The sequence below is a fragment of the Streptomyces sp. NPDC090127 genome (assembly GCF_044746945.1).
In the GTDB taxonomy this organism is placed as follows: Bacteria; Actinomycetota; Actinomycetes; order Streptomycetales; family Streptomycetaceae; genus Streptomyces.
Genome location: NZ_JBIVDE010000001.1, coordinates 994,591 through 1,008,515 on the forward strand (window position 1 = coordinate 994,591; position 13,925 = coordinate 1,008,515).

A 13,925-nucleotide genomic window follows, 5' to 3' on the forward strand; every position below is an offset into this window, starting at 1 on the left:
GTGTTCCGGGCCGCGGCGGAACCGATTCCGGGACGGGGCGCGTCTTGGGGGGCGTGCAGCGTCAAGGTTCGGGCGGCAGTGCCGCCGTGGTCGTACGCGTGGTGGGGTTCGCTCTCCTCCTCGCGCATCTGCTGCTCGTCGCCTGGGTGACGCTCCGCCCACGCGACGTGGCCTGGGTGACCGCGCCGAACCTGACCCCACTCGCCGGGATCCAAGCCGATCTCCTGCTCGGCCCGGCCGAGGCGGCCCGGCGGCTCGGTGAGGGGCTGCTGCTCCTGGCCCCGCTCGGGGTCCTGCTCCCGATGGCCGACGGCCGGCTCCATGTGTCGCCCTGGGCCTCCCTGGCCCGTACGGTCGCGGCCGGAGCGCTCGTCTCACTCGCCGTCGAACTGCTCCAGACCGCCGTGCCCGGGCAGGTCGTGGACATCGACTCGCTGCTCCTGAACACCGCCGGGGTGGCGCTCGCGCATCTGCTGGTGGTCCCCGCCGGGCGGGCGCGGCTGCGCCGGGGGCGGGACCGCGGGAGGAGCGGGTCCTCCTCGCGTACCAGGCAGGACCGGGGTTCGGCCCTGCTGCGGGACGAGGGTTCTCAGGGGCCGACCCCGACGATTCCCAGGGTCGGGATCGCCCCGTAGACCGACGCTTTGTCCCCCGGCCGGGGCCACCATGGAGTCATCGGAAGCCCGACGGAGCGGCTTCCGGAAGACCTCCCGAAGGAGCCCACCATGGCCGCACTTGTCCGCCCCCGTGACGGCCGCATGATCGGCGGAGTGTGCGCAGCGCTGGCACGGCGCTTCGGCACCTCGGCCACCACCATGCGGGTCATCTTCCTCGTCTCCTGTCTGCTGCCCGGCCCGCAGTTCCTGCTGTACCTGGCGCTGTGGCTGCTGCTCCCGTCGGAGAAGACGGCGAGCGCCGGCACCGCCTGGTAAGGCGCGAGGACGGACGCACACGCCGATGGGGCGCTCACCCGGTCCGGGTGAGCGCCCCATCGGCGTACGGGACGGCGTGGATCAGCCGATCGGCAGGGAGCCGACGGGCAGGCCGCCGAGCAGGCCGCCCACGGGGGTGTTGGCGAGCGCGCCGGTGGCACCGTCGAGCGGCGCGTGCTCCAGCGCCTGGCCGGCGGCGGCCGGGACGGCCTTGGCGCCCTGGCCGACGGCGGCCTGGCCGCCGAGGAGGGACTCGGTGGCGCCCTGCGGAAGCTCGGTGAGGCCGTCACCCAGCGGCACGGTCGAGGTGACCAGGCCGAGCGCGTCAGGGGCGGCGGGCAGCGCCGGGGCGGCGGTGGCCGTGCCCGCGGCGGCGGCGGCGAAAGCGGCACCGAGAGCGGCGACACCGAGCGTCTTGGCGGCAGACTGCTTCATCAGAAAATCATCCTTAGCGGATTTCGGGGTTCTTGGAGCTTCGGGGAGAGCGGGTAAAGCAGGTAATTCGGGGAATGCGGAGCGGCTTTGCAACTTAGCCACCGGATGACGCTCCCGCAAACACCGAAAGGCGGCCGGTCAGATGTTCCCGGCCGCCCCCGGCTCCGCGCCGAAGCTCTCGCTCAGCCCTCCTGGCCCGCAGACTCGCTGGTCGTGGCAGTCTGCCTGAACAGCCATTCGGACTTCAGCTCGGCATATCCAGGCTTGATCACGTCGTTGATCATGGCCAGACGTTCATCGAAAGGAATGAACGCTGATTTCATCGCATTGACGGTGAACCACGCCATGTCGTCGAGCGTGTAGTCGAACGCCTCGATCAGCAGCTCGAATTCACGGCTCATGCTCGTCCCGCTCATCAACCGGTTGTCGGTGTTGACGGTGGTCCGGAAGTGCAGGCGGCGCAGCAGCCCGATCGGGTGCTCGGCGATGGAGTCGGCGGCGCCGGTCTGCAGGTTGGAGGTCGGGCACATCTCCAGCGGGATGCGCTTGTCCCGGACGTACGCGGCGAGCCGGCCGAGCTTCACCGAGCCGTCGTCGGCGACCTCGATGTCGTCGATGATGCGGACGCCGTGCCCGAGGCGGTCGGCACCGCACCACTGGAGCGCCTGCCAGATCGAGGGCAGCCCGAAGGCCTCGCCGGCGTGGATCGTGAAGTGGTTGTTCTCCCGCTTGAGGTACTCGAAGGCGTCGAGGTGGCGGGTGGGCGGGTAGCCGGCCTCGGCGCCCGCGATGTCGAAGCCGACGACGCCGGAGTCGCGGTAGCGGTTGGCCAGTTCGGCGATCTCCAGGGCACGGGCCGCGTGCCGCATGGCGGTCAGCAGGGCGCCGACGCGGATACGGTGGCCGTCGGCCCGCGCCTGCCGCTCGCCCTCGCGGAAGCCCTCGTTGACCGCTTCCACGACCTCCTCCAGGGTGAGCCCAGCCTCCAGGTGCTGCTCGGGGGCGTAGCGCACCTCGGCGTAGACGACGCCGTCCTCGGCGAGGTCCACCGCGCACTCGGCGGCGACGCGGACCAGGGCCTCGCGGGTCTGCATGACGGCGCAGGTGTGCGCGAAGGTCTCCAGATACCGCTCCAGGGAGCCGGAGTCGGCGGCCTCGCGGAACCAGATGCCGAGCTTGTCGGGCTCGGTCTCGGGGAGTTGGTCGTAGCCGTGGGCGCGGGCGAGTTCGATGATCGTGCCGGGGCGCAGCCCGCCGTCGAGGTGGTCGTGGAGGAGCACCTTCGGGGCGCGGCGGATCTGGTCCGCGGTGGGGACGCTGTGGGTCTGGCTCGTCATTGCCGCACTCTAGCCCCTACGCGCGTAGAGCGCGCCTCCTCAACTCACCTGTCGATACGTAACAGTGACCGCGCGTACGGATGGCGTACACCTCGGCTTCTGAGACTGTTCTGCCATGGCGCACTCCGCACTCGTAGGGACCGCAGGAGGCCGGACACCCCGGCTCGGACGGCCCGTCGGCGCATCGCACCCCGGTACGACGGTGGGCGGTGTGGTCCTGCTCCTCCCGGACGGGGAGGTCGCGTCCGCCCGGGGCGCCTCGGTCAGGGCGCACGCGGCGCTGCTGCCGCTGGGCCGCCGACTGGCCAGGGCGGGGCGCGGGGAAGGGCTGGTGGTGCACGTGGTGCGCTACCGGGGGCGCGGCTGGAACGGCACGGACGCCCAGTTGGCCTCGGACGCCTCCTGGGCGGTGGCGGAGGCGGTACGGCGCTACGGCGACGTCCCGGTCTGCCTGGCCGGCCACGGGATGGGCGGGCGGGCGGCGCTGCGGGCCGCGGGGCACCCGGCGGTCGACGCGGTCCTCGCGCTCGCGCCGTGGCTGCCGGAGGACGACGTGGCGGCGGAGCCGGAGCCCGTACGGCAGTTGGTGGGCCGGCGGGTCCTGATCGTGCACGGCACGAACGACGCGTGGACGGACCCGGAGCTGTCGTACCGGCTGGCCGAGCGGGCGAAGAAGGCGAACCGCGACACCTGCCGCTTCGAGGTCCACTCGGACGGCCACGCGCTGCGCCAGTACGACGAGGAGATCCGCGCCCTGGCCGCCGACTTCGTGCTCGGCTCCCTCTTCGCCCGCCGGTACGCCCGCCCGGTCGCCGACGCCCTGGCGGCCCCGCCGCCGCTGGGTCTGCGGATGCCGCTGGCGGCGGGCTTCGGGCGAGCGCTGCTGCGCTAGCGGGCCCCACCCCGCACCCGCGCTACTCCGGCAGGAGGCTGCCTCGCTTGCTCAGGAGGAACTTCTTGAAGGCGGCCACCGGCGCGGTGTCGGGGTGGCCGTCCAGCCAGGCGACCCCGATCTCGCGGACGGCGCGGGGGGCCGTCACGGTCAGCTCGACGACACCGGGGCGCGGGACGGCCGGCGGTGGGAGCAGGGCGACGCCGAGGCCCGCCGCGACCAGACCGCGCAGGGTCTCCGCCTCCTCGCCCTCGAAGGCGACGCGGGGTGTGAAGCCGGCCTCGGCGCACAGGTCGTCCGTGATGCGCCGCAGCCCGTAGCCGGGCTCCAGGGTCACGAACGTCTCGTCGGCCGCCTCCGCGAGGCGGACCCGCTTGCGGGCGGCGAGGCGGTGGTCGTCGGGGACGACCAGGCGCAGCCGCTGCTCGTCCAGGCGGCGGGCCACCAGGTCGGGGGCGTCCGGGACCGGCGAGGTCAGGCACAGGTCGAGATCGCCCGCGCGCAGCCGCTCGATCATCGCCTCGCCGTAGTTCTGGACGAGCGTGAAACGGACCCGGGGGTGGTTCACGCGGAAGGCCCGGATCAGCGCCGGGACCGTCTCGGAGCCCATCGTGTGCAGGAAGCCGAAGGCGACCCGCCCCGCCGTCGGGTCGGCGTCCGCCCGTACGGAGTCGGCGGCCCGCTCCACCTCCGCGAGCGCCCGCTCGGCCGAGCCGAGGAACGTCCGGCCCGCCGGGGTCAGCGAGACCGTCCGGCCCCTGCGGGCGAACAGGGCCACCCCGAGGTCCTGTTCGAGCCGGACCATCGCCCGTGAGAGCGTCGACTGCGGCACCCCCATCTCGGCCGCCGCCCTGGTCACGTGCTCGTGCCGGGCCACCGCCGCGAAGTACGCGAGCCGGGGCGCGAGCAGCAGCCCCATGTCTTCTTCGTAACTACTCGGTGACAGCCGACCCTGTGACCTGTACTCATGCACCATGGGAACGATTACAGCAGTTCCATGCATTGGACGCATGAAACGAATCGTCCTACGTTCGAGACATGCCTTCCGCCAGTACCAAGGCGGCCGCCACCAGCACGGCCGCCGACACCCGCCTCGCCCCCGGAGCACCCGGCCACCGCCGGATGAGCTTCGCGCTCTTCGCCGCCGGTCTCGCCGCTTTCGCTCTCCTCTACTCCACCCAGGCCCTCCTCCCCGCGATCTCCGCCGAGTTCGGCGCGAGCGCCTCCGCCGCCTCCTGGACGGTCTCCGCCGCGACCGGCGCCCTCGCCCTCCTCGTCCTGCCGATGAGCGCCCTGTCCGAGCGCTTCGGCCGACGCCGGATGATGACCGTCTCGCTGGCCGTCGCGGTCGGCGTCGGGCTGCTCGTCCCCTTCGCACCGAACCTGGAGTGGCTGGTCGCCCTGCGCGCCGTCCAGGGCGCGGCGCTCGCGGGCCTGCCGGCCTCGGCGATGGCGTTCCTGGCCGAGGAGGTGCGGCCGAAGGCGCTGATCGCCGCGATCGGCCTCTTCGTCGCCGGCAACTCGATCGGCGGCATGAGCGGCCGGATCGTCACCGGCTGGGTGGCGCAGATGTGGGGCTGGCGCGCGGGACTCCTCGCGGTCGGCCTGATGGCGGTGGCCTGCGCGGTCGCGTTCCGGCTCCTCATCCCCAAGGCCCGGAACTTCACGCCCGGTTCGCTCAACCCGAAGGCGCTCGCGGCGACGGTCCGCGGCCACCTCGCCGACCCGCTGCTCGTGCGGCTCTACGCGATCGGCGCCCTGTTCATGACGGTCTTCGGCGCGGTCTACACCGTGATCGGCTACCGCCTCGTCGAGGCCCCGTTCTCGCTGCCGCAGGGCGTGATCGGCTCGATCTTCCTGGTGTACCTCGTCGGTACGGTCTCCTCCGCGGCGGCGGGGAAGCTGGTCGGCCGGCTCGGCCGGCGCGGGGCGCTCTACCTGGCGGTCGGCACGACTGCGGCCGGGCTGCTCCTCTCGCTCGCCGACAGCCTCCCCGCGGTCCTGGCGGGCCTGGTCCTGATCACGGCCGGCTTCTTCGCCGGGCACGCGGTCGCCTCGTCCTCGGTGAGCCGGACCGCGACGACCGGCCGGGCGCAGGCGTCGGCGCTCTACCAGTCCGCGTACTACGTCGGCAGCAGTGTGGGCGGCACGCTCGGCGCGATCGCCTTCCACTCCGGCGGCTGGGCGGGCACGGTCCTGCTGGGCCTGGTCGCGGTCCTCGGCGTCGTGTCGATCACGCTCTACGGCACCCACAGCGCCCGGGTCGAGGCGCGGCGTCCGCACCTGCGCACGGCGCACTGACGGCGTAGCCGATCCGGTACCGGATCCGTACAACCGTGAGGCTCCCCCGGCCGTCCTAGGGCATAGGACCCTAGGGGGAGTTGGTGATCATGAACGGGATACGCAAGCGGGCCGGGATCGTCCTCGGCATCACCTCGATGGTGGTGCCGCTGACGGTCGCCCTCGGCTCGGGGACGGCCCAGGCCGCGTCGTGCAACGTGACGACGGGCCCGTACCAGAAGCAGGTCGAGAAGTTCCTGGGCCGGACGGTCGACGGGAAGCAGTCGCTCGCCGACTGCAAGGCGATCCAGTCCTTCCAGCGCACGCACGGCATCACCCCGACGGCGGGCTTCGCCGGGCCGCTGACCTGGCGGACGATGGACACGATGCTCCAGCAGAAGGCGGCCGGCAAGAACCCGAACAAGGCCGGGAAGTGCCCGACCGACAAGGGCCGGATCGCCTGCGTCGACCTGACGCGGCAGCTGTCCTGGATCCAGGACGGCAAGACCCTGAAGTACGGCCCGGTGCCGGTGCGCACGGGCAAGGACGGGACCGAGACCCGTACGGGCGCCAAGAAGATCTACTGGCGCAACATCAACCACTGGTCGACGATCTACCACGTCTCCATGCCGTACTCGCAGTTCTTCGACGGCGGCCAGGCCTTCCACTCCACGACCAAGTCCATGTGGAACCCGCCGGGCTCGGGCGGCTGCGTCAACATGCGTCCGGCCGACGCGAAGGCCTACTGGAACCTGCTGAAGAACGGCGACGACGTCCACGTCTACGGGCGGAAGCCGGGAACCTGACCCCCGCTGTCAGTGCGCTGCGGTAGCTTCCCCTCATCGGCACAGCACCGGTGCCGGTGAGGGGCGACTGGGGTGGACCTGCATGAGTGATCTGGTGACCGCGACCGAGGACCGGAACTCCGAGCTGGAGAAGTACCGCACGGAGCTGACCGGTTACTGCTATCGGATGCTCGGCTCCTCCTTCGAGGCCGAGGACGCCGTGCAGGACACGATGGTCCGCGCCTGGCGGTCCATCGACTCCTTCGAGGGGCGCTCCAGTCTGCGCTCCTGGCTGTACCGCATCGCGACGAACGTGTGCCTGGACTCGCTCAACGCGGGGAACAGAAGGGCCAGGCCGATGGATCTGACCGCCGCCACGCCGGTCGCGCAGGCGCAGTTGACCGCGAGGCCGGAGATCACCTGGCTGGAGCCGGTGCCGGACGGGCGGGTGCTGCCGTCGGTGGCCGACCCGGCGGAGACGGCGGTGTCGCGCGAGACCGTGCGGCTCGCGTTCGTCGCGGCCCTGCAGCACCTGCCGCCCAAGCAGCGGGCCGTGCTGATCCTGCGCGAGGTGCTGGCCTGGAAAGCGAGCGAGGTCGCCGAACTGCTCGACACCTCCGTCGCCTCGGTGAACAGCGCGCTGCAGCGGGCGCGCGCGACGATCGCGGAGAACGAACCGGCGGTCTCGGACCCGGCGAACCCCCTGGACGAGGAGCAGAAGGAGCTCCTGGAGCGCTATGTCGCGGCCTTCGAGGGGTACGACATGCAGGCGCTGACCGCGCTCCTGCACGAGGACGCGACGATGTCCATGCCGCCGTACGACCTGTGGCTGCGCGGCCACGACGACATCGTGGGCTGGATGCTCGGCGTCGGCGACGTGTGCCGGGGCTCGAAGCTGGTGCCGACCGTGGCGAACGGCTCGCCGGCGTTCGCGCACTACCACCCGGACCCGGAGGGCGGGTACAGCCCGTGGGCGCTGATCGTCCTGGAGCTGCGGGACGGCAAGGTCGGCGGGATGGACTTCTTCCTGGACACCAAGCGGTGGTTCCCGCTCTTCGACCTGCCGGAGCGGCTCGACGCCTGACGCGCCTGGTTCACAGGACGGCGTCGGCGAGGCCGACCAGGCCGAGGAGGAGACGCAGCTCGCCTCCGGTCCCCCGGAACCGGAGGCGGTGCCCGAGCCGCCGGGCGGTGAGCCGCAGCCGGGCGAGGGCGTCCACGGCGGCGAGATCGGCGTGGACAAGCCCACCGACGTCGCAGATGACATCCGTCGGCGCGGCCCCTTCGAGCAGGGCGCACAGCCGCGCCACCTCCTCGGGGGTGGCGCGGGCTGCCAGGGTCAGTACGAGCGGTCGGCTGGTGTCCACACCAGTCAGACCCGTCCGACGGCCGGAACTCATCGGAGCGGGCCCTCTGCCTCAGGCGATGCGGTCGAGCACGATCGGCTTCGCGGTGAACGCCGTGCCCGTGGGGGCGATGTCCCAGGAGGCGCTCAGGGACTTCAGGGCGTAGTCGAACTTCTCCGGGGTGTCCGTGTGGAGGGTCAGCAGGGGCTGGCCCGCCGTGACCGTGTCGCCCGGCTTGGCGTGCAGCTCGACGCCGGCGCCCGCCTGGACCGGGTCCTCCTTGCGGGCGCGGCCCGCACCGAGGCGCCAGGCGGCGATGCCGATGTCGTACGCGTCGAGGCGGGTCAGGACGCCCGAGGACGCGGCCGTCACGACGTGCTGCTCGCGGGCGACGGGCAGGGTCGCGTCCGGGTCGCCGCCCTGGGCCGCGATCATCCGGCGCCAGACGTCCATCGCCGAGCCGTCGGCCAGCGCCTTCGCCGGGTCGGCGTCCTTGATGCCGGCCGCGTCGAGCATCTCGCGGGCCAGCGCGATCGTCAGCTCGACGACGTCCGCCGGGCCTCCGCCGGCCAGGACCTCGACGGACTCGCGGACCTCCAGGGCGTTGCCCGCGGTCAGGCCGAGCGGGGTCGACATGTCGGTGAGCAGCGCGACCGTCTTCACACCGCTGTCCGTGCCGAGGCCGACCATCGTGTGGGCCAGCTCCTGCGCGTCCGCGAGGTTCTTCATGAAGGCGCCCGAGCCGACCTTGACGTCCAGGACCAGCGACCCCGTGCCCTCGGCGATCTTCTTCGACATGATCGAGCTGGCGATCAGCGGGATCGCCTCGACGGTGCCCGTGACGTCGCGCAGCGCGTAGAGCTTCTTGTCGGCCGGAGCGAGGCCGTCGCCCGCCGCGCAGATCACCGCGCCGGTGGTGTCCAGGACGTCCAGCATCTCGGCGTTGGAGAGCAGCGCGCGCCAGCCCGGGATGGACTCCAGCTTGTCGAGCGTGCCGCCGGTGTGGCCGAGGCCCCGGCCCGACAGCTGCGGCACGGCCGCGCCGCAGGCGGCGACGAGCGGGGCGAGCGGGAGGGTGATCTTGTCGCCGACGCCACCGGTGGAGTGCTTGTCGGACGTGGGGCGGGAGAGCGAGGAGAAGTCCATGCGCTCGCCGCTCGCGATCATCGCGGCGGTCCAGCGGGCGATCTCCGCGCGGTTCATGCCGTTCAGCAGGATCGCCATGGCCAGGGCGGACATCTGCTCGTCGGCGACCACGCCGCGGGTGTAGGCGTCGATGACCCAGTCGATCTGCTCCGGGCTCAGCTCGCCCTTGTCCCGCTTGGTGCGGATGACGGAGATGACGTCCATGGTGGTGCCTCTTTCTACGCGCATAGAGGGGGAAGAGGAAGGAGCGGCCCTCCCATCGTGCCGGAAGGGCCGCTCCGAGGTCTTACTTCGCGAGGTGGCCGGGGCCGAAGGCCTGCGGGAGCATCTCCGCCAGCGTGACGAACCCGGCCGGGGTCTCCAGGACGAGTTCGGGGCCGCCGAACTCGTACAGCAGCTGCCTGCAACGTCCGCACGGCACCAGGGGCGCGCCCTCGCCGTCCACGCAGACGAAGTGGGTCAGCCGGCCGCCGCCGGTGGCCTGGAGACGCGAGACGAGCCCGCACTCCGCGCACAGCCCGAGGCCGTACGAGGCGTTCTCCACGTTGCAGCCGGAGACCATCCGGCCGTCGTCGACCAGGGCGGCCGCGCCGACCGGGTAGCCCGAGTACGGGGCGTAGGCGCGGGACATGGCGTCCCGGGCCTCCGCCCGCAGGGCCTCCCAGTCGGCGTCGGAGACGGGCGAGGTCACTTGCCCTCGCCCTTGCGGTACCGCATGCCGTCCGCCTTGGGCATCCGCAGGCGCTGCGCGGAGAGCGCCAGGACCAGCAGCGTGACCACGTACGGCGTGGCGCCGACGAACTCGACCGGGACGGTGTCGGTACCGATGTACCAGATGAAGACGCCGACGCCGATGACGAGGGCGATCGCGGAGGTGATCCAGCGCTTCTTGTACGCCTTCCACGCGGCGATGACCACGAGGACGGCGAACAGCAGCAGGAGCAGCGCGTGCACGGACTCGCCGCCGCTGCGCAGCTGGAGCGCGTCGGCGAAGCCGAACAGGCCCGCGCCCATGGCGAGACCGCCCGGACGCCAGTTGCCGAAGATCATCGCCGCGAGGCCGATGTAGCCGCGGCCGCCGGTCTGGCCCTCGTTGTAGATGTGCGAGGTGACCAGCGACAGGAAGGCGCCGCCGAGGCCGGCGAGACCGCCGGAGACGATCACGGCGATGTACTTGTACTTGTAGACGTTGACGCCGAGTGACTCGGCCGCGATCGGGTTCTCGCCGCAGGAACGCAGCCGCAGACCGAACGAGGTCTTCCACAGCACGAAGAACGTGGCGATCACCAGGAGCACGGCGATGATCGTGACCACCGAGAGGTTGGTGACCAGACCGCCGAGGATGCCGGCGATGTCCGAGACCAGGAACCAGTGGTGCTTCTCGATGTCGGCCAGCCACTCGGAGAGACCCGGCACGGTGACCGAGGTGATCTCGTCGGCCGGCGGGGACTGCTTGGGGCTGCCGCCCTTGGCCGCGGCCTCGCCGGTGTTGAACCACAGCTTGGCGAAGTAGGTGGTGATGCCCACGGCCAGGATGTTGATCGCGATGCCGGAGATGATGTGGTCGACGCCGAAGGTGACGGTGGCGACCGCGTGCAGCAGACCGCCGAACATGCCGCCCACGATGCCGGCGAGGATGCCGAGCCAGGGGCTGGTCTGCCAGCCGGCCCAGGCACCGAAGAAGGTGCCGAGGATCATCATGCCTTCGAGGCCGATGTTGACCACGCCCGCGCGCTCGGCCCACAGACCGCCGAGACCGGCGAGGCCGATCGGCACGGCGAGCGAGAGCGCGGCGCTGATCTGGCCGGCCGAGGTGAGGTCCTGCGCCCCGGTGATGGCCCGGACCGCGGAGAGGGCGATGAGCCCGCCCGCGACGATCAGCAGGATCCAGGGCAGGGAGAGGCGGGTGCGGCCGCCCTTGCCACCGGCCGCCTTGGGTGCCGCGGGCGGCGGGGTGGAAGTCGCCGTGGCGCTCACGCCGACACCTCCGTCGAGTCGTTGGAACGGGCCTGGGCCGCGAGCTTCTCGCCGACCTGACGCTGCTGGCGCTTGAGGCCGTAGCGGCGGACGACTTCGTAGGCGATGACGACGCAGAGGACGATGACGCCCTGCATGACGCCGACGATCTCCCGGTCGTAGTCCTCGAACTCCAGCTGCTGGCCGCCACGCTCCAGGAAGGCCCAGAGGATCGCGGCGAGCGCGATGCCGACCGGGTGGTTGCGGCCGAGCAGGGCGATGGCGATACCGGTGAAGCCGATGCCGACGGGGAAGTCACCGCCGAACTCGTACGAGTCGTTGAGCAGCGTCGGCATACCGATCAGACCGGCCATGGCGCCGGAGATCAGCATGGAGGTGACGACCATCTTCTTGACGTTGACACCGCTGGCCGCGGCGGCCGTGTCGGACCGGCCGACCGTGCGCAGGTCGAAGCCGAAGCGGGTGCGGGAGAGCGTGAACCAGTACGCGATGCCCGCGATGACCGCGATCACGACGAAGCCGTAGATCGGGGTCGGCGTGGTCGGGAACTCGAAGAAGCGCGAGGACTCCGGCAGCGGGGTGGTGGCGACCTTGGTGCCGGCCGCGTCCAGGTGGCCGAGGCGGCCGGGCTGGAGGAGGTAGGCGATGATCGAGGTCGCGATGAAGTTCAGCATGATGGTCGAGACGACCTCGCTGACACCCCGGGTGGTCTTCAGCAGACCGGCGATGCCCGCCCACATCGCGCCGACGATCATCGCGGTGATGATGATCAGCGGGATCTGGACGATGCCCGGCAGGGTCAGCGCGCCGCCGACGGCGGCGGCGAAGAAGGCCGCGAGCCGGTACTGGCCGTCGACACCGATGTTGAACAGGTTCATGCGGAAGCCGATGGCCACCGCGATGCCCGCCAGGTAGTACGTCGTCGCCTTGTTGATGATGTAGACCTGGCTGTCCGACTTGATGCCGTAGTCGAACATGATCCCGAAGGCGCTGAACGGCTCCTTGCCGGTGGCCGCGAGCACCAGGGCGGTGATCAGGAAGGCGGCGACGATCGCGAGCAGCGGCGCCGCGATGCCCAGGAGCACCCGCTCCTTGTCGAACTTCTTCATCGGGCCTCGTCCTCCGGGCCGTCGGTGCCCTCAGGGCTCTCATCGTGCTCAAGGTGACCGGCGGCGGCGCCGGTCATGGCCGAGCCGAGCTCCTCCGGGGTGATGGTCGCCGGATCGGCGTCGGCGACCAGACGCCCGCGGTACATGACGCGCAGGGTGTCGGAGAGGCCGATCAGCTCGTCCAGGTCGGCGGAGATCAGCAGCACCGCCAGACCCTCGCGGCGCGCCTCGCGGATCTGGTCCCAGATCTGCGCCTGCGCGCCGACGTCCACGCCCCGGGTGGGGTGCGCGGCGATCAGCAGCTTGGGGTCGTGGCTCATCTCGCGGCCGACGATCAGCTTCTGCTGGTTGCCGCCGGAGAGGGAGGCCGCGGTGACGTCGATACCGGGGGTACGGACGTCGTACTCGCGGACGATCCGCTCGGTGTCGTTGCGGGCGGCCTTGATGTCGAGGATCGGGCCCTTGGAGTTGGGCTTCTCGGTGACGTGGCCGAGGATGCGGTTCTCCCAGAGGGGGGCCTCCAGGAGCAGGCCGTGCCGGTGGCGGTCCTCGGGGATGCAGCCGATGCCCTCCTCGCGCCGCCTGCGGGTCGGCGCGGCCGAGATGTCGGCGCCGTCGAGGGTCACGACACCGCGGTCGGTGGTGCGCATGCCCATGATCGTGTCGACGAGTTCGGACTGGCCGTTGCCCTCGACACCGGCGATGCCGAGTACCTCGCCCTTGTGGATGGTGAGGGTGATGCCGTCGAGGACGGCGCGGACCACGCCGTCGGGGTCGACGGCGCTCAGCGACAGGTCCTGGACCGTCAGCATCGGCACGTCGGTGACCGTCGACTCGCGGGTCTCCGGCGAGGGCAGCTCCGCGCCGACCATCAGCTCGGCGAGCTGCTTGGTCGTGGTGTGCTTCGGGTCGGTGGTGCCGACCGTCGTACCGCGCCGGATGACGGTGATGTCGTCGGCGACCGACAGGACCTCGCCCAGCTTGTGCGAGATGAAGATGACGGTCAGACCCTCGGCCTTGAGCTCGCGCAGGTTGTCGAAGAGCGCGTCGACCTCCTGCGGGACGAGCACGGCGGTCGGCTCGTCGAGGATCAGGGTGCGGGCGCCGCGGTAGAGGACCTTGAGGATCTCGACGCGCTGGCGGTCGGCGACGCCGAGGTCCTCGACGAGGACGTCGGGGCGGACGCCGAGGCCGTACGCGTCGGAGATCTCCTTGATCTTGGCGCGGGCCTTGTCACCGATGCCGTACAGCTTCTCGGAGCCGAGGGCGACGTTCTCGAGGACGGTGAGGTTGTCCGCGAGCATGAAGTGCTGGTGCACCATGCCGACGCCACGGGCGATGGCGTCGCCGGGGCTGTTGAACGTCACCTGCTCGCCGTCGACCGTGATGGTGCCCTCGTCCGGCTTCTGCATGCCGTAGAGGATCTTCATCAGGGTCGACTTGCCCGCGCCGTTCTCGCCCACGAGGGCGTGCACGGTGCCGCGGCGCACGGTGATGTCGATGTCGTGGTTGGCCACGACTCCGGGGAAACGCTTGGTGATGCCGCGGAGTTCTACGGCGTTCGGACTGCTGGGGCTGGAGGCTTTGATGACGCACTCTCCTAGGCAGGGAGCGTGAGGAGGATGAGGCGGGGGACGCAGGCGCTGTCGGTGGCGAAAAATACCCTGTGGGCCGCGCGCTACGCGC

The 13,925-nt window shown here is 71.3% G+C and carries 15 protein-coding genes; 6 read left to right on the forward strand and 9 right to left on the reverse strand.

Annotated elements, in window-relative coordinates; all coding sequences use genetic code 11:
- Positions 1-86 precede the first annotated feature (86 nt).
- The gene (locus ACIPPS_RS04400) at positions 87-635 is read left to right on the forward strand and encodes a VanZ family protein (protein WP_401426663.1); all 549 of its coding nucleotides are present in this window, start codon (positions 87-89) and stop codon (positions 633-635) included.
- A gap of 90 nt (positions 636-725) precedes the next feature.
- On the forward strand, positions 726-932 hold the full coding sequence (locus ACIPPS_RS04405; protein ID WP_401426666.1) for a PspC domain-containing protein: 207 nt from the start codon (positions 726-728) through the stop codon (positions 930-932).
- A gap of 81 nt (positions 933-1,013) precedes the next feature.
- Here ACIPPS_RS04405 and ACIPPS_RS04410 read toward each other — a convergent pair whose 3' ends face one another.
- Positions 1,014-1,367, reverse strand: coding sequence for a hypothetical protein (locus tag ACIPPS_RS04410; protein ID WP_401426669.1), 354 nt, complete (start codon positions 1,365-1,367; stop codon positions 1,014-1,016).
- A 182-nt stretch (positions 1,368-1,549) separates the two neighbouring features.
- Entirely contained in the window at positions 1,550-2,704 is a 1,155-nt protein-coding gene (locus tag ACIPPS_RS04415; RefSeq protein WP_401426672.1) for an adenosine deaminase, read from the reverse strand.
- A 115-nt stretch (positions 2,705-2,819) separates the two neighbouring features.
- On the opposite strand from ACIPPS_RS04415, the gene ACIPPS_RS04420 reads away from it, so the two are divergent.
- A complete protein-coding gene (locus tag ACIPPS_RS04420; RefSeq protein WP_401426675.1) occupies positions 2,820-3,596 on the forward strand; it encodes an alpha/beta hydrolase in 777 nt (258 codons plus the stop codon).
- Between the two features lie 22 nt (positions 3,597-3,618).
- Here ACIPPS_RS04420 and ACIPPS_RS04425 read toward each other — a convergent pair whose 3' ends face one another.
- Complete coding sequence (locus ACIPPS_RS04425) at positions 3,619-4,572, reverse strand: LysR family transcriptional regulator (protein ID WP_401426678.1); 954 nt, start codon at positions 4,570-4,572, stop codon at positions 3,619-3,621.
- Positions 4,573-4,634: 62 nt separating this feature from the next.
- Between ACIPPS_RS04425 and ACIPPS_RS04430 the strand changes: the two genes are divergently transcribed.
- The 3 genes from ACIPPS_RS04430 to ACIPPS_RS04440 all read left to right on the forward strand — a co-directional run bounded on the left by ACIPPS_RS04430 (position 4,635) and on the right by ACIPPS_RS04440 (position 7,745).
- Positions 4,635-5,897 carry an MFS transporter gene (locus ACIPPS_RS04430; protein WP_401426681.1) on the forward strand — a complete coding sequence of 421 codons (1,263 nt, stop codon included), beginning with the start codon at positions 4,635-4,637 and terminating at the stop codon, positions 5,895-5,897.
- Positions 5,898-6,034: 137 nt separating this feature from the next.
- Positions 6,035-6,682 carry a L,D-transpeptidase gene (locus tag ACIPPS_RS04435; RefSeq protein WP_401427207.1) on the forward strand — a complete coding sequence of 216 codons (648 nt, stop codon included), beginning with the start codon at positions 6,035-6,037 and terminating at the stop codon, positions 6,680-6,682.
- 82 nt (positions 6,683-6,764) lie between these two features.
- Positions 6,765-7,745 carry a sigma-70 family RNA polymerase sigma factor gene (locus ACIPPS_RS04440; protein WP_401426684.1) on the forward strand — a complete coding sequence of 327 codons (981 nt, stop codon included), beginning with the start codon at positions 6,765-6,767 and terminating at the stop codon, positions 7,743-7,745.
- Between the two features lie 10 nt (positions 7,746-7,755).
- Here ACIPPS_RS04440 and ACIPPS_RS04445 read toward each other — a convergent pair whose 3' ends face one another.
- From ACIPPS_RS04445 to ACIPPS_RS04470, 6 genes are all read right to left on the reverse strand, one after another.
- Positions 7,756-8,028, reverse strand: coding sequence for an STAS domain-containing protein (locus ACIPPS_RS04445; RefSeq protein WP_401426687.1), 273 nt, complete (start codon positions 8,026-8,028; stop codon positions 7,756-7,758).
- A gap of 51 nt (positions 8,029-8,079) precedes the next feature.
- On the reverse strand, positions 8,080-9,357 hold the full coding sequence (locus tag ACIPPS_RS04450) for a thymidine phosphorylase (RefSeq protein ID WP_401426689.1): 1,278 nt from the start codon (positions 9,355-9,357) through the stop codon (positions 8,080-8,082).
- A gap of 82 nt (positions 9,358-9,439) precedes the next feature.
- Positions 9,440-9,844, reverse strand: coding sequence for a cytidine deaminase (locus ACIPPS_RS04455; RefSeq protein WP_401426692.1), 405 nt, complete (start codon positions 9,842-9,844; stop codon positions 9,440-9,442).
- Positions 9,841-11,130 carry an ABC transporter permease gene (locus ACIPPS_RS04460; protein ID WP_401426695.1) on the reverse strand — a complete coding sequence of 430 codons (1,290 nt, stop codon included), beginning with the start codon at positions 11,128-11,130 and terminating at the stop codon, positions 9,841-9,843. The genes ACIPPS_RS04455 and ACIPPS_RS04460 overlap by 4 nt, the downstream gene beginning before the upstream one ends.
- Entirely contained in the window at positions 11,127-12,239 is a 1,113-nt protein-coding gene (locus ACIPPS_RS04465) for an ABC transporter permease (RefSeq protein WP_401426697.1), read from the reverse strand. Before ACIPPS_RS04465 ends, ACIPPS_RS04460 begins: the two co-directional genes overlap by 4 nt.
- Positions 12,236-13,828 carry an ABC transporter ATP-binding protein gene (locus tag ACIPPS_RS04470; protein WP_401427209.1) on the reverse strand — a complete coding sequence of 531 codons (1,593 nt, stop codon included), beginning with the start codon at positions 13,826-13,828 and terminating at the stop codon, positions 12,236-12,238. The genes ACIPPS_RS04465 and ACIPPS_RS04470 overlap by 4 nt, the downstream gene beginning before the upstream one ends.
- Positions 13,829-13,925 lie beyond the last annotated feature (97 nt).